We start from the raw sequence: 18,227 nt of genomic DNA, 5'->3' as shown, positions 1-18,227 counted from the left end.
AGTGACGTCAGCTCGACAGCGCGCCCCAGGAGATCAGGCCAGCCCGGCGCGGCGCAGCGCCTCGGCCATGGCGTCGTTGACCGGCGCGGAACCGCCGCCACCGCGCGCCGGCCGCTGCTGCTGGCCGCCGCGCGACGCGCCCCGGTCACCCCGCTGGCCACCGCCGCCCTGCCCGCCACGGCCCTGGCCACCTCGACCCTGGCCGCCGGCCCGCGGAGCGGCGCCACCCTGACCGCCCCGGTCGCGCCGGCCGTCGCCGCCGGGCGGGCGCCCGCCGGCCGGCGCCTCGTCGTCCAGCCGCAGCGTCAGCGAGATCCGCTTGCGCGGCACGTCCACGTCGAGCACCCGGACCTTCACCACGTCGCCGGACTTCACCACGTCGCGCGGGTCCTTGACGAAGGTGTGCGACATGGCCGAGACGTGCACCAGGCCGTCCTGGTGCACGCCCACGTCGACGAACGCGCCGAACGCGGCCACGTTCGTCACCACGCCCTCCAGCACCATGCCGGGCGTCAGGTCGCTGATCTTCTCCACGCCCTCGACGAACGTCGCGGTACGGAACTCCGGACGCGGGTCACGACCCGGCTTCTCCAGCTCGGCGAGGATGTCGGTGACGGTGGGCAGGCCGAACGTCTCGTCGACGAAGTCGATCGCGCGCAGGCCGCGCAGGATGGCCGACTTGCCGATCAGCGCGCGCAGGTCCTGCCCGGTGGAGGAGAGGATGCGGCGCACCACCGGGTACGCCTCGGGGTGCACGCTGGAGGAGTCGAGCGGGTCGTCGCCGCCGGGGATGCGCAGGAAGCCGGCGCACTGCTCGAACGCCTTCGGCCCGAGCCGCGGCACCTTCTTCAGCTCCGCCCGGGTGCGGAACGGCCCGTTGGCGTCGCGGTGCAGCACGATGTTCTCGGCCAGCCCGGCGCCGATGCCGGACACCCGGGTGAGCAGCGGCGCGGAGGCGGTGTTGACGTCGACGCCGACCGCGTTGACGCAGTCCTCGACCACCGCGTCGAGCGAGCGGGACAGCTTCACCTCGGACAGGTCGTGCTGGTACTGCCCGACGCCGATCGACCGCGGGTCGATCTTCACCAGCTCGGCCAGCGGGTCCTGGAGGCGGCGGGCGATCGACACCGCGCCGCGCAGCGAGACGTCCAGGCCGGGCAGTTCCTGCGAGGCGTACGCGGACGCGGAGTAGACCGACGCGCCGGCCTCGGAGACCACCACCTTCGTCAGCTTCAGTTCCGGGTGCCGCTTGATCAGGTCACCGGCGAGCTTGTCGGTCTCCCGGCTGGCGGTGCCGTTGCCGATCGCGACCAGCTCGACGCCGTGCGCGGCGGCGAGCGTGGCGAGCGTGTGCAGCGAGGCGTCCCACTGCCGGCGCGGCTCGTGTGGGTAGATCGTGTCGGTGGCGACCACCTTGCCGGTGGCGTCGACCACCGCCACCTTCACACCGGTACGCAGGCCCGGGTCGAGGCCCATCGTCGCCCGCGCCCCGGCCGGCGCGGCCAGCAGCAGGTCACGCAGGTTGGTGGCGAAGACCCGCACGGCCTCCTCCTCGGCCACCTGCCACAGTCGCATCCGCAGGTCCGCGCCGAGGTGGATGAGGATCCGGGTACGCCAGGCCCAGCGCACCGTGTCGGCCAGCCACTTGTCGGCGGGCCGTCCCTGGTCGCTGATGCCGAAGCGTCCGGCCACGGCGGCCTCGTAGCGGCTCGGTCCGGTCGCCGCGTCGGCGTCGCCCTCGGCCTCCGGGTCCATGGTCAGCTCCAGCACGCCCTCCTTCTCGCCCCGGAACATGGCGAGGATGCGGTGCGAGGGCAGCTTCGGGTACGGCTCGGCGAAGTCGAAGTAGTCGGCGAACTTCGCGCCGGCGGTCTCCTGGCCGTCGCGTACCCGGGAGACCAGCCGGCCCCGCGACCACATCTGCTCGCGCAGCGTGCCGATCAGGTCGGCGTCCTCGGCGAAGCGCTCGATCAGGATGGCCCGCGCCCCGTCCAGGGCGGCAGCGGCGTCCGCGACGCCCTTGTCCGGGTCGGCGAACCCGGCGGCGACCGTCTTCGGGTCCTGCGCCGGGTCGGCCAGGAGCGTGTCCGCGAGCGGCTCCAGCCCCGCCTCGCGGGCGATCTGCGCGCGGGTGCGCCGCTTCGGCTTGTAGGGCAGGTAGATGTCCTCCAGGCGGGACTTGGAGTCGGCGGCGAGGATCTGCGCCTCCAGCGCCTCGTCGAGCTTGCCCTGGCTCCGGATCGACTCCAGCACCGCCGCGCGCCGCTCGTCCAGCTCGCGCAGGTAGCGCAGCCGCTCCTCCAGCGTGCGCAGCTGCGCGTCGTCGAGCAGGCCGGTGGCCTCCTTGCGGTAGCGGGCGATGAACGGCACTGTGGCGCCGCCGTCGAGCAGCTCGACTGCCGCCCGGACCTGCCGTTCGGCGACGCCGAGTTCCTCGGCGATGCGCTGGTGCACTGACTGGGTCACGATCTGATCCGCCTTCTCGGGTGGGTTCCCGTGCATTCTGCCGTCCCGGCCCGCGACCGGCGTGCGCGCCCGCCCGCCTCGCCGGACGGTAGGTAACAGTCACGAATACTCATGTTATGTGCCTCTATTCCACGCATGATGAAAGGAGGCTGGCAAAAGCGACAGGCGGTTGCTGGGATGGGAGGACACTCCCGACCTTGGAGGTCCCATGAGGATCCGGCTGTCCTGGCGCGCGTGGGTGGCTGCGGTGCTCGCCGTCGGCCTGACGGGGACGCCGGTGACCGGCGCGGCGGCCGCCACCGCACTCCCCGGGCGGAGCGCGACGCTCACCGCGTACGCCCGGGACGGCTACCTGCCGCGCCTGCTGCCCGGCTCCGTCTCACCGACCTCGCGGCGGACCACCGTTCCCCGTACCGACCCGTTGCCGCACGACGCCTCCGGTGTGCGGCTGTTCACCTGGCAGGGTGCGCTGTACGACCACCCGGTGGTGCAGGCCGACTGGGGACTGGACAACCTCAACGCCTACCAGGTCACGGGCGACCGGTTCTTCCTCGACCGGGCGATCGCGCAGGCGCGGCGGAACCTGGACCGCAAGGTGGAGTCCCGCGGCGCGTGGTGGTACTCGTACCCCTTCGACCTGCCCCGGTCACCGGGCTGGTGCTCCAGGCGCCCTGGTACAGCGCCATGGCCCAGGGGGAGCTGCTCAGCCTGTTCGTCCGGCTGTACGAGGTGACCGGCGACGCCACCTGGCGTACGGCGGCGGACCGTACGTTCCTCAGCCTCACCCTCGGACCGCAGCTCGGGGTGCCCTGGGTGAGCTGGACCGACGCGGACGGCTACCTGTGGCTGGAGGAGTATCCGGACAGCCCGGGGGTGCGCGGGGAACGGGTCCTCAACGGCATGATCTACGCGTTCTACGGCGTGTACGACTACTGGCGGATCACCCGGGACAGCCGGGCGGTGAGCCTGATGGACGGGACGGCCACGACGGTGCGGCGCTACGTGCCGGCCACGCTGCGCGTCCCGCAGTGGGCCAGCCGGTACTCGGTGGGCTGCGCCCGGTCCTACCCGAGCTACCACCAGGTGCACACCCAGCAGATGCTCGCGCTGCACCAGCTCACCCACGCCGGCGTGTTCGCCGCGTACGCCGACGTGCTGCGCGCCGACTACCCGTACCCGCCTGTCGACGGCATCGTGTGGTTCGGTCCCGGCTCCCACGTCGCCTACCAGTTCGACGCCGCCGGCCGGGTCGTCGCGCAGAAGTCGATAAACCTGATCCGGTTCTCCACCGCCACCGCCGACCAGCGCGTCCGGGTGACCGGCCGGGGCGTGCACTACCGCATGGCGAACGGGGTGTTCGCCGGCATGTTCGTGGCGGAGGACGCGCAGAACCGGTGGCTCGCCGGGAAGTTCGTCGAGCACACGTACGCGCCCACCCGGCTGCTGACCGTCGAGCCCGGCACCTACACCGGCTACGCGTACGACAGCAGGTGGCAGGTCGTCGGTTCCAAGACCGTCACCTTCCCGCGCGCCTCGGGCGCGTTCCTCAGCGCCAGCGCCTGGGTGAACGGGCGCCTGAGCTACCAGGTCACCGCCGGTACCTACCTCGGCTACTGGCTGCCGGCGGCCCCCGGTCTGGTGCTGGGGGACGCGCCCCCGCTGGCCTAGGCACAGGTCGCGCCCCGCCGGCCGGGCCGGCTGCGCTAGCGTGGCGATCATGGAGGCACCTGCGGATCCGCGGGCCCGGCGGCTCTTCGGGGGCAGCGCCCGGGCGCTCGGCGACCTGGCGGCCGGCCCGTTCCGGGCCGACCGGGACCGGATCGTCGGCTCGCCGTTCTTCACCCGGCTGGGCGGGGTGACCCAGGTGATCAGCCCGGGCGGGTCCGGGCTGCTCGTGCACAATCGGCTCACCCACAGCCTGAAGGTGGCCCAGGTGGCCCGCGCGATCGCCGAGCGGCTGACCGCCGATCCGGCGCACCGGGCCCTGCTGGACAAGCTCGGCGGCTGCGATCCGGAGGTGGTGGAGGCCGCCGCGCTCGCGCACGACCTCGGGCACCCGCCGTTCGGGCACCTGGGGGAGCGGGTGCTCGACCGGCTGGCCCGGCAGCGGCTCGGGCTGGCCGACGGATTCGAGGGCAACGCCCAGTCGTACCGGATCGTCACCAGCACCGAGATTCGCGGCGCGGCGACCACCGGGCTGGACCTGACCGCCGCGGTCCGGGCGGCCATGCTGAAGTATCCGTGGACCCGGCTCGACCATCCCGACCCGCACCCGCGCCACCTCGAACCGGCGCCCCGGGGCGCGGCGGCCCCGCCGGAGGACCCGGAGAGCGGTTCGGTGAAGTTCGGCGCGTACCGCACCGAGCTGGACGACCTGCGCCAGGCGCGGGAGCCGTTCGCCGGGCGGATCCCGGACTGGCAGCAGACCCCCGAGGCGTCGGTGATGGACACCGCCGACGACATCGCGTACGCGATCCACGACGTGGAGGACTTCTACCGCGTCGGAGTGCTCCAGCAGGGCGCGGTGGCGGCCGAGCTGATGGCCTGGCAGCGCGAGTGCGGGCACCTGCGGTCGATCACCGCGCCCGCGTTGGAGGCGGCGGGCCGGCGGCCGGGAGCCGCGATCGAGCGGCTGCGACGGCAACTGCACCGCAAGGACGGCTGGATCGCCGACGACGAGGCGTTCGCCGCCGCTGTCGAGCACGTCCGCGAGGAACTGGTGGAAGGGCTGCTCGCGCTGCCGTTCGACGGCTCGATCGAGGCGGAGCAGTACGTCGCCCGGTTCTCCGCCCGCTGGACCACCCGCTTCGTGGACGCCATCACCGTCACCCCGGAGCCGCACGTCCGCTCCGGGTACGTGCTGCTGGACAAGGCGCAGTGGCACGAGGTGCAGGTGCTCAAGTTCGTGCACCACCGGTTCGTGCTGGCCCGTCCGGACCTGGCCCTGCACCAGCGCGGCCAGGCCCGGCTGCTGGGCACGCTGGTGGAGGCGCTCTGGGAGTGGCTGCTGGACCCGGACGAGGAGTCCCGGCTGCCGCGCCGCCTGCACGACCTGGTGGAGCTGGCCGAGGCGGAGCTTCACCCGCGCACCCCGGACCGGATCGGCCGGGCCCGGGGCCGGGCGATCATCGACTTCGTCGCGCAGCTCACCGACGGTCAGGCGGTGGCCATGCTGGACGCGTTGTCGGGCCGCTCCGGCGCGCTGTGGACGGACGCCTTCGTGCTCTGAGGACCACTCAGCGGGCCGGCACTCCCTTGACCACGATCTGCGGTGGTACGTCGCGCACCACGCACGCGCCGGCGCCGACCGTCGCACCGGTACCGACCCGCAGGCCAGGGAGCACCACGGCGCCCGCTCCGATCAACGCGGCGGTGTCGAGGCGGCAGTCGCCCGACACGGCCGCGAGCGGATGCAGGGAGACGTAGTCGCCGACCACGCAGTCGTGCGCGAGCGTGGCGTTCTGGTTGACGTGCAGGTGCCGTCCGGCGGTGACGTTCGTGGTGATCCGGCCACCGGCGAACACCACGAGGCCCTCGGCCGACACCAGGTCCGGGCCGACAGTGGCGTCCGGGTGGACGACGCTCGCCGTCGGCCTACCGTACGTGTCGACCCGCGCTGCCACCTTCTGCCGGACCCTCGGGTCGCCCAGGCCGAGGACGACGTGGGTACCCGGCGACAGTTGCCCGAGCGCCGCCACGGTACCGAGGTACGGGGCGCCGCACGACTCGGCGCGTTTGCGGTTCGGCTCGGACGGGTTGTCGTCGACGAAGCCGACCAGCCGCCAGGGTGGCCGGGCCGAGGAGTCGTTGACCGCCGCCACGATCTGGGCGATCTCCCGCCCGTGGCCACCGCACCCGACGACGACGAGGTCGAGGGTCATCGGGACCCGCTTCCCACGGTCGCCGCCACCGCCTCCTCCGAGGCGGTACCGCGGAACTCGTGGGCGGTGGCGGCGCCGGGCGCGCTGATGCCCTGCCGGCGGAGTACGGCCACCGCGGTCCGCGCCAGGATGCGGGCGTCCAGCCGGAGGCTCCAGTGCTCCACGTAGTGCAGGTCGTAGGCGAAGCGCTCCGCCCAGCCCAGGGCGTTGCGCCCGTTGACCTGCGCGAGTCCGGTGAGGCCGGGCCGGACGTCGTGCCGGCGGAACTCCTCCGGTGTGTAGAGGTCGCGGTAGCTGGTCGGGAACGGGCGCGGGCCCACCAGGCTCATGTCGCCGCGCAGGATGTTCCAGAGGCTGGGCAGCTCGTCCAGGCTCGTGGCCCGCAGCCACCGCCCCAGGGGCGTCAGCCGCGCCTGGTCGTCGCCCGGGGAGAAGCCGTCGCCCCCGCCCGCCATGGACCGGAACTTCAGGATGGTGAACTCCCGGCCGTGCCGGCCGATCCGCCGCTGCCGGAAGATGATCGGACGGCCCATCCCGAGCAGCACCGCGACCGCGACCACGGCGAGGACCGGCGCCGCCACCAGCAGGGCCGTGGCCGACACGACAACGTCGACGCCCCGCTTGACGGCCGCGGCGCCACTCGCCGGCGGGGTGGGTGTACGGAGATCTTCCACGCCTGGGGAGAGGCGAACCTGCATGCTGTCCTCCGGCCGCTGACTCGTCAGCGAACAGAGTACGCAAATATGCGCAGAAGAATGCCTTGTCCGGTTTTTTCGGCGCGTCTCAGGCGACCGACTGCCACCACCCGTCCACCGCCGGCGGCTCGTCCACTACCACCCGCTCGCCGGGACGCGGCACTGCGAGCCGGACGTCGCGCGCCTTCGCCTCGGCCCAGAGCCGGTCCACCGGCTCGGACCAGTCGTGCAGGGCCAGGTTGAACGTGCCCCAGTGCACCGGCACCAGCAGTCCGCCGCGTACGTCGAGGTGGGCGGCGACCGCCTCCTCCGGGAACATGTGGATGTGCGGCCACGCCCTGTCGTACGCGCCGATCTGCATGAGCGTCAGGTCGAACGGGCCGTGCTCGGCGCCGATCGCGGCGTAGCCGTCGAAGTAGCCGGAGTCGCCGGTGTAGAAGACCTTCCGGTGCGCCCCGGTGATCGTCCAGGAACTCCAGAGCGTGCCGTCGCGGCGCAGGCCGCGCCCGGAGAAGTGCTGCGCGGCGGTCGCGGTGAGCGTCAGCCCGCCCGCCCGGTGGCTCTCCGACCAGTCCAGCTCGACGATGCGGTGCTCGGGTACGCCCCAGCGGGCCAGGTGGGCGCCGACGCCCAGCGGCACCACGAACGGCGCGGACTGGAGGTCGGCCAGCGTGCGGACGGTCTCCATGTCGAGGTGGTCGTAGTGGTCGTGCGAGATCAGCACCGCGTCGAGCGGGGGCAGGTCGGTCAGGCGGACCGGCGGCTCGTGGATGCGCCGGGGGCCGACCAGCCCGGACGGGGAGCACCTGTCGCTCCACACCGGGTCGAGCAGCACCCGGTGTCCCTCGATCTCGACGAGCGTGGAGGCGTGGCCGTACCAGACGACGTTCAGCTCGCGGGCCGGGTCGGTGGCCGGCGCGGCGCCGGGGCGCAGCAGCGGCACCGGGCTGCCCGGCCGCCGCTTCTGCTTGCCGAAGACCAGCTCCCGGAGCAGGTTGCGGCCCGGGTCGGCGACCATCGTGGCGCTGGCGCCGGCCGGGTTGTGGAACGTGCCGTCGCGGAAGCGCGGTGACCGGGCCGCCCGTTCCGCCCGAGTGCCGGTGAGCCGGCCGCCGAGCTGCGCCGGTACGTCCCGCGCCGCCCAGGCCAGCCCGGCGACGGCGGCCAGCCCGGCGAGCTTCCACACCCGCCCGCCGCGCGTCCGGTCCGGTTCCCGCCCCGTTGCCTGCCCCATGCTCATCCCTCCGCCGTGTCCCGCCGTACACGGTAACCACAGTCGTCCCGGCCCGCCCACGCGACAGCCCGCCCGCGGCGACGGTCGGACCGCGCGACGACTCGCCGCGAGGGTCAGGGCACCCGGCGGCGTACCGCGGACGCCACCGCCGCCGCGCGCCCGCCCACGGCCCGGACCACCTGGGACACGTCGGGCAGCCACCCACCCCGGACCGCCTCACCGGCCGGGTTGGGCGTGAACACGATGCCCTGGTGCGCGGCGACCGGCTGCCGGGTCAGCCCGGCCCGGCGCATCAGCGGCCCGACCAGCAGGTCGTACACGCCGGGCAGGACGGTGAACCCGAAGCGCATGACCACGTTGAGGCGGCCCACCGACACCTCCCGGCGCGGCCGGTCGAGGCATCCGACGATGGCCCGGGCCACCCGTTCGGGCGAGGCGATCGGGGGTGGCGGCCGGCCGATCCGGCCCAGGTAGTTGGCCGCCTGCCGGTAGACGGGAGTGTCGACGCTGCCCGGGTTGACCAGGCAGATCGCGACGCCCGGCGTCTCCCGCGCCTCCTGCTGGAGCGTGCGCGCCAGTCCCTGCAGGCCCCACTTGGCGGCCACGTAGCCGCTCATGTAGGGCGCGGTGATGTGCCCGAGCACCGAGCCGGTGAGCACGAGCGTGCCGCCACCGGCGGCCCGGAACCGGCGCAGCGCCTCCCGGGCCACCGCCGCGGCGGCCAGCAGGTCGGTGCGGATCACCTGCTCGAACACCTCGGCCGGGGTCTCGTCGAAGCGGCCGTAGGACATCACCGCGGCGGTGTGCACCCAGGCGTCGACGCGGCCGTACTCGGCCTGCGCCGCGTCGGCGAGCGCGGCCACCGCGCCGGGCTCGGTCACGTCCATCGGTACGGCGATCGCCCGCGCGCCCGCCGCCCGGCACTCGTCGCGCACCTCGTCGAGCGTGGCGGGGGAGCGGGCCGCGAGGACCAGCCGGTCCCCGCGGCCCGCCAGCTCCCTGGCGGTCGCCCGGCCGATCCCGCTGGTCGCGCCGGTGACGACCACCGTCCGGGTCACGGCGCGAGCACGACCTTGACGCAGCCGTCCTCCTTCTTCTGGAACATCTCGTACGCCCGCGGCGCGTCGGTCAGCGGCAGCCGGTGGGTCCGCAGGTCCTCGACGCCCAGCGGGTCGTCGTCGCGCTCCAGCAGCGGGATGATCTCGTCGACCCAGCGCCGCACGTGGCACTGGCCCATGCGTAGCTGGATGCCCCTGTCGAACATCTCCATCAGCGGCATCGGGTCCTGCTCGCCGCCGTACACGCCGGAGATCGACACGGTGCCGCCGCGCCGCACGGCCTTGAGCGCGGCGTGCAGCACCACGAGCCGGTCCACGCCGGCCTTGTCGGTCATGGCCTGGGCCAGCTTGTCCGGCAGCAGCCCGGCGGCGGTCTGGGCCATCTTGCCCAGCGGCGCGCCGTGCGCCTCCATGCCGACCGCGTCGATCACCGCGTCCGGGCCGCGCCCGTCGACCAGGTCGATGAGCGTGCCGGGTACGTCGTCGAGCTGGCTGACGTCGAGCACCTCGATGCCGTGGCGGCGGGCCATCTCCAGCCGCTCCGGCACCAGGTCGAGCCCGATCACCCGGCCAGCGCCGAGGTGGCGGCCGATCCGGGCGCTGAACTGCCCGACCGGGCCGAGCCCGAACACGGCGAGCGTGCCGCCGGGCGGGGTGTCCGCGTACTTCACCGCCTGCCAGGCGGTGGGCAGGATGTCGGAGAGGTAGAGCCAGCGCTCGTCCGGGCCGCTGTCCGGGATCTTGATCGGGCCGAACTGGGCCTGCGGGACGCGCAGGTACTCGGCCTGGCCGCCGGGGATCGAGCCGTACAGCGAGGTGTAGCCGAACAGGGACGCGCCCTTGCCCTGGCTGGTCACCTGCGTGGTCTCGCACTGCGCGTAGAGCTGCCGCTCGCACATCCAGCACGAGCCGCAGGAGATGTTGAACGGGACGACCACCCGGTCGCCCTTCTTGAGCCGGGTCACGCCGGGCCCGACCTCCTCGACGACGCCCATCGGCTCGTGCCCGAGGATGTCGCCGGGCTTCAGGTACGGCCCGAGCACCTCGTACAGGTGCAGGTCGGAACCGCAGATGGCGGTCGAGGTGATCCGGACGATCGCGTCGGTCGGCTCCTCGATCCGGGGGTCCGGGACGTCCTCCACGCGGACGTCCCGCTTGCCGTGCCAGGTCAGTGCCTTCATGCCTGTATGTCCCCTCTCCGGTGCCGTCCATCGGACTGCTACCCGGCAGCGGGCCGTTGAATCGGCGGCGCCGGTCAGGCGTGCAGGACCGCGAGCACCAGCCGGGCGATCCGGGCGTCGTAGCCCTCGGTGTGGTCGAAGCGGCCGATCCGGCCGACGTCGGTGACGACGTTCAGCGCGGCGTGCACGAGGACGCGGGCGTCCCCGGCCGTGAGTTCCGGGCGTACGGCGCGGAGCAGGCGCACCCACTCCTCGACGTGCAGGCGCTGCGCGCCGCGCAACTGGTGCCGGTCCCGGTCGGGCAGGTTGTTGTTCTCCGCCAGATAGACCGCGACGAGGTCGCTCTGGGCGAACGCGAAGGCGACGTAGGCCCGTACCACCCGGCGCAGCGCGTCGGCCGGGTCGCTCGCCTCGGCGATCGCGGCGGTCGTGGCCCCGGTCAGGCGGTCGGTGGCGCGGTAGTAGGCGGCCGCGAGCAGGTCGGCCTTGCCGGGGAAGTACCGGTACACGCTCGACGCCTGCATGCCTGCCGCACGCCCGATGTCCTCGACGGCGACGGCGTGGTAGCCGTGGCGGTGGAACAGGCGGATCGCCTCGACGAGCAGCAGCTCGCGGCGCGACGCCGGACGGACCGGCGCGGCGACCGGCGCCGGGTCCGCCGTGGCGTGCGGGCGGGGCGGCGCCGCGGGGGCGTCGGTCCGCAACAGGGTCCAGGCGACGCGGATGAGCAGGCGTTCGGTGTCGGTGCCGGTGGCGGCGGCCCGGTAGGTGGTGACGCTGGCGAAGGCGCTCAGGGCCGCCCTCGTCAGCAGGTCCGCCTGCCCGGCGGTCAGCTCCGGGCGCAGGTCGCGCAGCGGCCCGGCCAGGCGGCCGACGAGCGTGGCCATGCGCGCGGCGAACTCCTGCCGGTGCTCGGCGGTGAGATACCGGCCCTCCCACTGGTACAGCCCGGCCACCCGCCGCCTGTTCACGGCGACCCTGACGAGCGCGCGCAGCAGTTCGTCGAGCCGCCCCCGCGCGTCGTCGGCGGACGGCTGCTCGGACGCGGCGAGCAGCGTGCCGACGACCTCCCGGGTGGCGTGCACGAGGATCGCGTACTTGTTCGGGAAGTGCCGGTAGACGGCCGGCCCGCTGATGCCGACGGCGGCGGCGATCTCGTCGACGGAGACCCCGTGGTAGCCCCGCTCGCAGAACAACTCGGCACCCGCCAGCGCGATACGGGCCTTGCGGTCCTTCGGCCGTCTGGCAGGTGCCCCGGCGGTGTCGCCCACTGCTTGTCGCACCGCTACACGTTAGCGCCAACTCGCGGTGTAACCGCGTCACCCCGGCGTCGCCGCGGCCCCTGGGCGAGGGACAGGCAGACGTCAGCCAGCGCTCTGCGGCCATCGCCGCTTCTTGACAAGGTGCTGTGGGCTCCAGAAAAGTTAGCCGAAATTCGCATGCGGGTGAGCAATGAGGAGCTTGGCATGACGACCGATGCGTTCATCTACGACGCGTTGCGCACGCCGCGCGGGCGGGGCAAGCCGACCGGATCGCTGTACGGGGTGAAGCCGGTCTCGCTGATCACCGGCCTGATCGAGGAGACCCTGCGGCGGATGCCCGGCCTCGACCCGGCGCTGATCGACGACATCGTGCTCGGGGTGGTCTCCCCGGTCGGCGACCAGGGCGGCGACATCGCCCGGACCGCCGCCGTCGCCGCCGGCCTGCCCGACACGGTGGCGGGCGTGCAGCTCAACCGCTTCTGCGCCTCCGGCCTGGAGGCGGTGAACATCGCCGCGCAGAAGGTGCGCTCCGGCTGGGAGGACCTCGTCCTGGCCGGTGGCGTCGAGTCGATGTCCCGGGTGCCGATGGGCTCCGACGGGGGAGCGTGGGCGCTGGACCCGGAGACCAACTACACCACCGGCTTCGTGCCGCAGGGCATCAGCGCCGACCTCATCGCCACCGTCGCCGGCTTCGACCGGGAGACGGTCGACGCGTACGCGCTCCAGTCGCAGGCGCGGGCCGCGAAGGCGTGGGCGAACGGCTACTTCGCCCGGTCCGTGGTGCCGGTCCGCGACCGCAACGGGCTGACCGTGCTGGACCGGGACGAGCACATCCGGGCCGACTCGACGGCGGAGAGCCTCGGCGCGCTGCGCCCCTCGTTCGCCGAGATCGGCGAGCAGGCGGGCTTCGACGCGGTCGCGTTGCAGAAGTACCACTGGGTCGAGCGCATCGAGCACGTCCACACGGCGGGTAACTCCTCCGGCATCGTGGACGGCGCCGCGCTCGTCGCGATCGGCAGCGAGGCGGCAGGCGCCGCCGCCGGTCTCACGCCGCGCGCCCGCGTCGTGGCCACCGCGCTCAGCGGCGCCGACCCCACCATCATGCTCACCGGTCCGGCGCCGGCCGCCCGCAAGGCGCTCGCGAAGGCCGGTCTCGGCGTCGACGACCTCGACCTGGTGGAGATCAACGAGGCGTTCGCCGCCGTGGTCCTGCGGTTCGTCGCCGACCTCGGCCTGAACCCGGACATCGTCAACGCCAACGGCGGGGCGATCGCGATGGGCCACCCGCTCGGCGCGACCGGCGCCATGATCCTCGGCACGCTCGTCGACGAACTGGAACGACGCGGCGGCCGCTACGGCCTGGCCACGCTCTGCGCGGGCGGCGGCATGGGCATCGCGACCGTGATCGAACGAATCTGAGGAGCACGAATGGCGAACACCATCCGGTGGGAGCACGGCGACGACGGCATCGTGCTGCTCACCCTCGACCACCCCGGCCGCTCGGCGAACGTGATGAACGCGGAGTTCGGCGAGAGCCTGGCGGCCACCGTGGACCGGCTCGAAGCCGAGCGTGACCGGATCACCGGCGTCATCGTCACCTCGGCCAAGAAGACGTTCTTCGCCGGCGGCGACCTGGAGACCCTGGTACGGCTCACGCCCGCCGACGCCGAGGCGTCGGCGGCCGAAGCGGCCGCGCTCAAACAGACCGTACGCCGGCTGGAGACGCTCGGGCGGCCCGTCGTCGCCGCGATCAACGGCTCGGCGCTCGGCGGCGGGCTGGAACTGGCCCTGGGCTGCCACCACCGCATCGTGCTCGACGACCCGGCCGTCGAGATCGGCTTTCCGGAGGTCACGCTCGGTCTGCTGCCCGGCTGCGGCGGCGTGGTGCGTACCGTCCGGCTGCTCGGCGTCACCGCCGCGCTGACCGACTGGCTGCTGCGCGGCCAGCGCCGCCGGCCGCAGGACGCGCTCGCGCACGGGCTGGTCGACGAACTCGCCGCCGACCGGGACGCCCTGATGGCCGCCGCCCGGGAGTGGATCGCCGCGAACCCGGACGCGACCCAGCCGTACGACCGCAAGGGCTACCGGATGCCCGGCGGCACCCCGTCCAGCCCTGGGCTAGCGATGCAGTTGCCGGCCATGCCGGCGCTGCTGCGCAAGCAGCTCAAGGGCGCGCCCTACCCGGCGCCGCGCAACATCCTCGCCGCCGCCGTCGAGGGCGCCCAGGTCGACCTGGACACCGCGTTCGTCATCGAGGGGCGGTACTTCACCGAGCTGGCCACCGGCCAGATCGCCAAGAACATGATCAAGGCGCTCTTCTTCGACCTCCAGACCGCCCGGTCCCGCACCGCCGGAGGCGACCACGAGCCGGTGCGCAGCGTCGCGGTCGTCGGCGCGGGCATGATGGGCGCCGCCATCGCGTACGTCTGCGCCCGCGCCGGGATGCGGGTGGTGCTCAAGGACGTCACCGCCGAGGGTGCGGCGCGCGGCAAGGCGTACTCGGCGGGCCTGCTCGACAAGGCGGTAGCCCGAGGCCGGTCCACGCCGGAGAGGCGGGACGAGATCCTGGGCCGCATCCACGCCACCGGCGACCTCGCCGACCTGGCCGGCATCGACCTCGCGATCGAGGCGGTCTTCGAGGATCCGGCGCTCAAGCACAAGGTGTACGCGGAGATCGAGCAGGTGGCGCCGGACGCGCTCATCGCCTCCAACACCTCCACGCTGCCCATCACGCTGCTGGCCGAGGGCGTCAGCCGGCCGGAGGAGTTCGTCGGGCTGCACTTCTTCTCCCCGGTGGACAAGATGCCGCTGGTCGAGGTGATCCGCGGAGAGCGGACCGACGAGGCCACGCTGGGCCGCGCGCTGGGTGTCGTCCGCCAGTTGCGCAAGACGCCGATCGTCGTGAACGACAGCCGGGGCTTCTTCACCAGCCGGGTCATCGGCACGTTCACCAACGAGGGCGTGGCGATGCTGGCCGAGGGCATCCCGGCGGCGACCATCGAGCAGGCCAGCAGCCAGGCCGGCTATCCCGCGCCGGTCCTCGCGCTGATGGACGAGCTGACCCTCACCCTGCCCCGGAGAATCCGCCTGGAGACGGCCGCCGCGACGGTGGCCGCCGGGGGCACCTGGCAGCCGCACGCCGCCGACGCGGTGATCGACCGGATGATCGACGAGTGCGGCCGGACCGGACGCTCCGGCGGCGCCGGCTTCTACGACTACCGCGACGGGAAGCGGGCCGGGCTCTGGCCGGGGCTGCGGGAGCAGTTCGGCGGCACGAACCTCGACACGCCCTTCGAGGACCTCAAGGAGCGGATGCTCTTCATCGAAGCGATCGAGTCGGTGCGGTGCCTGGACTCCGGCGTGCTGACCTCGGTGGCCGACGCCAACGTCGGCTCGATCCTGGGCATCGGCTATCCGAGCTGGACCGGTGGCGTCCTGCAGTACGTCAACCAGTACGACGGCGGGCTGCCGGGCTTCGTGGCCCGGACCCGGGTGCTGGCCGAGCGCTACGGCGAGCGGTTCGACCCGCCGCCGCTGCTGGTCGCCATGGCCGAGCGGGGCGAGCGGTTCGAGTAGACGACGAAGTGGCCCGGCCGGTGCGGGACTCGCCCACCGGCCGGGCCGGGATGAACCCGTCCGGCCCGGAGAGACCGTGACGCGGCCGGCGCTTCACCGTACCAATCGCCGGGGCGTACCCCTGGACAAGCGCGACCGCCGCGTCCCGGATGCGGGACGCGGCGGTCGCGTCTGTGGTGCGGTGTCCGGTCAGGAACCGGAGCGCTTGGCGGTCGCCTTGAGGTAGTCCCGGTTGAGGCGGCCGATGGTGTTCAGCGGGATGCCCTTCGGGCAGGCCGCCGCGCACTCGCCGATGTTGGTGCAGCCGCCGAAGCCGGCCTCGTCGTGCGCGTCCACCATGCCGATCACCCGGGTGTAGCGCTCCGGCTGGCCCTGCGGCAGCAGCGAGAGCTGGGTGATCTTCGCGGCGGTGAACAGCATGCCGGAGCCGTTCGGGCAGGCCGCCACGCAGGCGCCGCAGCCGATGCACGCAGCCGACTCGAACGCCGCGTCCGCGTCGGCCTTCGGCACCGGCACCGAGTGCGCCTCCGGGGCGCTGCCGGTCGGCGCGGTGACGTAGCCGCCGGCGGCGATGATCTGGTCGAACGCGTTGCGGTTGACCACCAGATCCTTGACGACCGGGAACGCCCGGGCCCGCCACGGCTCGATGTCGATCGTGTCGCCGTCGGAGAACTGCCGCATGTGCAGCTGGCAGGCGGTGGTGCCGCGCTGCGGGCCGTGCGCCTCGCCGTTGATCATGAGGCTGCACATGCCGCAGATGCCCTCGCGGCAGTCGTGGTCGAACGCCACCGGCTCCTCGCCGTCGAGGATGAGCCGCTCGTTGAGTACGTCGAGCATCTCCAGGAAGGACATGTCCGGGGACACGTCCTGCACCGGGTAGGTCACCATCCGACCCTTGTCCTCGGGGCCGGTCTGGCGCCAGATGCGCAGGGTCAGGTTCACTTGTAGCTCCGCTGCGTGGGGTGGACGTATTCGAAGGTCAGGTCTTCCTTGTGCAGCACGGGCTCACCGGTGCCGGTGAACTCCCAGGCCGCCACGTAGGCGAACCGGTCGTCGTCGCGCTGCGCCTCGCCGTCGGGCGTCTGGTGCTCGGCCCGGAAGTGGCCGCCGCAGGACTCCTCGCGGTGCAGGGCGTCGATGCACATCAGCTCGGCCAGCTCGAAGAAGTCGGCCACCCGGCCGGCCTTCTCCAGCGACTGGTTGAGGCCCTCGCCGTCACCCGGCACGCGCACCCGCTGCCAGAACTGCTCGCGCAGCGCGCGGATCTCGTCGATCGCCTTGCGCAGCCCGGCCTCGGAGCGCTCCATGCCGCAGTGCTCCCACATGATCTGGCCCAGCTCGCGGTGGAACGAGTCCACCGTGCGGTCGCCGTTGATCGCCAGCAGCCGCTTGATCCGGTCCTCGACCTCGGTCCGCGCCGCGACCGCCTCGGGGTGACTGGCGTCGACCTTGTCCAGCGAGCTGGAGGCCAGGTAGTTGGCGAGCGTGTTCGGCAGCACGAAGTAGCCGTCGGCCAGGCCCTGCATCAGCGCCGAGGCGCCGAGCCGGTTCGCGCCGTGGTCGGAGAAGTTGGCCTCACCGATCACGAACAGGCCGGGGATCGTCGACTGGAGGTCGTAGTCGACCCAGAGGCCGCCCATCGTGTAGTGCACGGCGGGGTAGATCCGCATCGGCACCTCGTACGGGTCCTCGCCGGTGATCCGCTCGTACATCTCGAAGAGGTTGCCGTACTTGGCCTCGATGGCCTTGCGGCCCAGCCGGTTGATCGCGTCGGCGAAGTCCAGGTAGACGCCGAGGCCGGTCGGGCCGACGCCGCGTCCCTCGTCGCACACGTTCTTCGCGGCGCGGGAGGCGATGTCCCGGGGGACCAGGTTGCCGAAGGACGGGTAGATCCGCTCCAGGTAGTAGTCCCGCTCGTCCTCGGGGATCTCCCGCGGGCTGCGCTGGTCGCCCTTGGCCTTCGGCACCCACACCCGGCCGTCGTTACGCAGCGACTCGCTCATCAGGGTCAGCTTCGACTGGTGGTCGCCGGAGACCGGGATGCAGGTCGGGTGGATCTGCGTGTAGCAGGGGTTCGCGAAGTACGCGCCCTTGCGGTGCGCCCGCCAGGAGGCGGTGACGTTGCAGCCCTTGGCGTTCGTGGAGAGGTAGAAGACGTTGCCGTAGCCGCCGGAGGCGAGCACGACCGCGTCGGCCATCTCGGTGCTGATCTCACCGGTGACCATGTCGCGGACCACGATGCCGCGCGCCCGGCCGTCGACGATCACCAGCTCGAGCATCTCGTGGCGGGCGTTCATCTCCACGTTGCCCAGGCCGATCTGCCGCTCCAGCGCCTGGTACGCGCCGAGCAGCAGCTGCTGGCCCGTCTGGCCCCGGGCGTAGAAGGTGCGCTGCACCTGCGCGCCGCCGAAGGAGCGGGTGTCCAGCAGGCCGCCGTACTCGCGGGCGAACGGCACGCCCTGCGCCACGCACTGGTCGATGATGTTCACCGACACCTCGGCCAGCCGGTGCACGTTCGACTCGCGGGAGCGGAAGTCGCCGCCCTTGACCGTGTCGTAGAAGAGGCGGTGCACCGAGTCGCCGTCGTTGCGGTAGTTCTTGGCGGCGTTGATGCCGCCCTGCGCGGCGATCGAGTGGGCCCGGCGCGGGCTGTCCTGGTAGCAGTAGGACCGCACCTGGTAGCCCTGCTCGGCCAGCGTGGCGGCGGCGGAACCGCCGGCCAGGCCGGTGCCGACCACGATCACCGTCATCTTCCGGCGGTTGGCCGGGTTGACCAGCTTCATCTCGAAGCGGTGGCGCTCCCACCGCGTCTCGATCGGGCCGTCCGGGGCCCGGGTGTCGGCGATCGGGTCGCCTTCGCGGTACAGATCCATG

14 protein-coding genes are annotated in these 18,227 nt (G+C 73.0%); 5 read left to right on the top strand and 9 right to left on the bottom strand.

What is annotated here, in order from left to right:
* Positions 1 to 33 precede the first annotated feature (33 nt).
* Complete coding sequence (locus SM452_RS10345) at positions 34 to 2,466, bottom strand: Tex family protein (protein ID WP_463839794.1); 2,433 nt, start codon at positions 2,464 to 2,466, stop codon at positions 34 to 36.
* A gap of 208 nt (positions 2,467 to 2,674) precedes the next feature.
* On the opposite strand from SM452_RS10345, the gene SM452_RS10340 reads away from it, so the two are divergent.
* The 3 genes from SM452_RS10340 to SM452_RS10330 are packed head-to-tail and all read left to right on the top strand — an operon-like array spanning position 2,675 to position 5,695.
* On the top strand, positions 2,675 to 3,199 hold the full coding sequence (locus SM452_RS10340; protein ID WP_463839793.1) for a hypothetical protein: 525 nt from the start codon (positions 2,675 to 2,677) through the stop codon (positions 3,197 to 3,199).
* Positions 3,151 to 4,134, top strand: a complete 984-nt coding sequence (locus SM452_RS10335; protein WP_463839792.1) for a D-glucuronyl C5-epimerase family protein — start codon at positions 3,151 to 3,153, stop codon at positions 4,132 to 4,134. The genes SM452_RS10340 and SM452_RS10335 overlap by 49 nt, the downstream gene beginning before the upstream one ends.
* Before the next feature lie 49 nt (positions 4,135 to 4,183).
* Positions 4,184 to 5,695: a deoxyguanosinetriphosphate triphosphohydrolase family protein gene (locus SM452_RS10330; RefSeq protein WP_262012247.1), complete on the top strand. Its 1,512-nt coding sequence runs from the start codon at positions 4,184 to 4,186 to the stop codon at positions 5,693 to 5,695.
* A 7-nt stretch (positions 5,696 to 5,702) separates the two neighbouring features.
* Here the strand turns inward: SM452_RS10330 and SM452_RS10325 are convergent, their stop codons facing one another.
* From SM452_RS10325 to SM452_RS10300, 6 genes are all read right to left on the bottom strand, one after another.
* Positions 5,703 to 6,347, bottom strand: a complete 645-nt coding sequence (locus SM452_RS10325) for an acetyltransferase (protein WP_262012248.1) — start codon at positions 6,345 to 6,347, stop codon at positions 5,703 to 5,705.
* Complete coding sequence (locus SM452_RS10320) at positions 6,344 to 6,949, bottom strand: sugar transferase (RefSeq protein WP_410054885.1); 606 nt, start codon at positions 6,947 to 6,949, stop codon at positions 6,344 to 6,346. Before SM452_RS10320 ends, SM452_RS10325 begins: the two co-directional genes overlap by 4 nt.
* A 181-nt stretch (positions 6,950 to 7,130) precedes the next feature.
* On the bottom strand, positions 7,131 to 8,276 hold the full coding sequence (locus tag SM452_RS10315; RefSeq protein ID WP_355507610.1) for an MBL fold metallo-hydrolase: 1,146 nt from the start codon (positions 8,274 to 8,276) through the stop codon (positions 7,131 to 7,133).
* A 113-nt stretch (positions 8,277 to 8,389) separates the two neighbouring features.
* On the bottom strand, positions 8,390 to 9,334 hold the full coding sequence (locus tag SM452_RS10310; protein WP_463839791.1) for an SDR family NAD(P)-dependent oxidoreductase: 945 nt from the start codon (positions 9,332 to 9,334) through the stop codon (positions 8,390 to 8,392).
* Positions 9,331 to 10,515, bottom strand: coding sequence for a zinc-dependent alcohol dehydrogenase (locus tag SM452_RS10305; protein WP_262012252.1), 1,185 nt, complete (start codon positions 10,513 to 10,515; stop codon positions 9,331 to 9,333). The genes SM452_RS10310 and SM452_RS10305 overlap by 4 nt, the downstream gene beginning before the upstream one ends.
* A 74-nt stretch (positions 10,516 to 10,589) precedes the next feature.
* Positions 10,590 to 11,798 (bottom strand): TetR/AcrR family transcriptional regulator, encoded by a 1,209-nt coding sequence (locus tag SM452_RS10300; RefSeq protein WP_396880593.1) that lies wholly within the window; start codon positions 11,796 to 11,798, stop codon positions 10,590 to 10,592.
* Between the two features lie 183 nt (positions 11,799 to 11,981).
* Between SM452_RS10300 and SM452_RS10295 the strand changes: the two genes are divergently transcribed.
* Positions 11,982 to 13,196, top strand: a complete 1,215-nt coding sequence (locus SM452_RS10295; RefSeq protein WP_463839790.1) for an acetyl-CoA C-acetyltransferase — start codon at positions 11,982 to 11,984, stop codon at positions 13,194 to 13,196.
* 9 nt (positions 13,197 to 13,205) lie between these two features.
* A complete protein-coding gene (locus SM452_RS10290) occupies positions 13,206 to 15,353 on the top strand; it encodes a 3-hydroxyacyl-CoA dehydrogenase NAD-binding domain-containing protein (protein WP_423480027.1) in 2,148 nt (715 codons plus the stop codon).
* Positions 15,354 to 15,542: 189 nt separating this feature from the next.
* Here the strand turns inward: SM452_RS10290 and SM452_RS10285 are convergent, their stop codons facing one another.
* Together SM452_RS10285 and SM452_RS10280 are read right to left on the bottom strand one after the other, a co-directional pair.
* Positions 15,543 to 16,295 (bottom strand): succinate dehydrogenase/fumarate reductase iron-sulfur subunit, encoded by a 753-nt coding sequence (locus SM452_RS10285; protein ID WP_013285329.1) that lies wholly within the window; start codon positions 16,293 to 16,295, stop codon positions 15,543 to 15,545.
* Positions 16,292 to 18,226: a fumarate reductase/succinate dehydrogenase flavoprotein subunit gene (locus SM452_RS10280; protein WP_463839789.1), complete on the bottom strand. Its 1,935-nt coding sequence runs from the start codon at positions 18,224 to 18,226 to the stop codon at positions 16,292 to 16,294. Before SM452_RS10280 ends, SM452_RS10285 begins: the two co-directional genes overlap by 4 nt.
* Position 18,227: the final 1 nt, after the last annotated feature.

The sequence above is a fragment of the Micromonospora sp. SYSU B005 genome, from assembly GCF_055362685.1.
This window is presented reverse-complemented; position numbering and strand designations above follow the sequence as displayed.

Excerpts from the sequence above, each read along its gene's own strand:
- SM452_RS10280 (WP_463839789.1), bottom strand. The coding sequence starts at position 18,226 with ATGGATCTGTACCGCGAAGGCGACCCGATCGCCGACACCCGGGCCCCG.
- SM452_RS10335 (WP_463839792.1), top strand. The coding sequence starts at position 3,151 with ATGGCCCAGGGGGAGCTGCTCAGCCTGTTCGTCCGGCTGTACGAGGTG.
- SM452_RS10330 (WP_262012247.1), top strand. The coding sequence starts at position 4,184 with ATGGAGGCACCTGCGGATCCGCGGGCCCGGCGGCTCTTCGGGGGCAGC.
- SM452_RS10315 (WP_355507610.1), bottom strand. The coding sequence starts at position 8,276 with ATGGGGCAGGCAACGGGGCGGGAACCGGACCGGACGCGCGGCGGGCGG.
- SM452_RS10295 (WP_463839790.1), top strand. The coding sequence starts at position 11,982 with ATGACGACCGATGCGTTCATCTACGACGCGTTGCGCACGCCGCGCGGG.
- SM452_RS10290 (WP_423480027.1), top strand. The coding sequence starts at position 13,206 with ATGGCGAACACCATCCGGTGGGAGCACGGCGACGACGGCATCGTGCTG.
- SM452_RS10305 (WP_262012252.1), bottom strand. The coding sequence starts at position 10,515 with ATGAAGGCACTGACCTGGCACGGCAAGCGGGACGTCCGCGTGGAGGAC.
- SM452_RS10340 (WP_463839793.1), top strand. The coding sequence starts at position 2,675 with ATGAGGATCCGGCTGTCCTGGCGCGCGTGGGTGGCTGCGGTGCTCGCC.
- SM452_RS10325 (WP_262012248.1), bottom strand. The coding sequence starts at position 6,347 with ATGACCCTCGACCTCGTCGTCGTCGGGTGCGGTGGCCACGGGCGGGAG.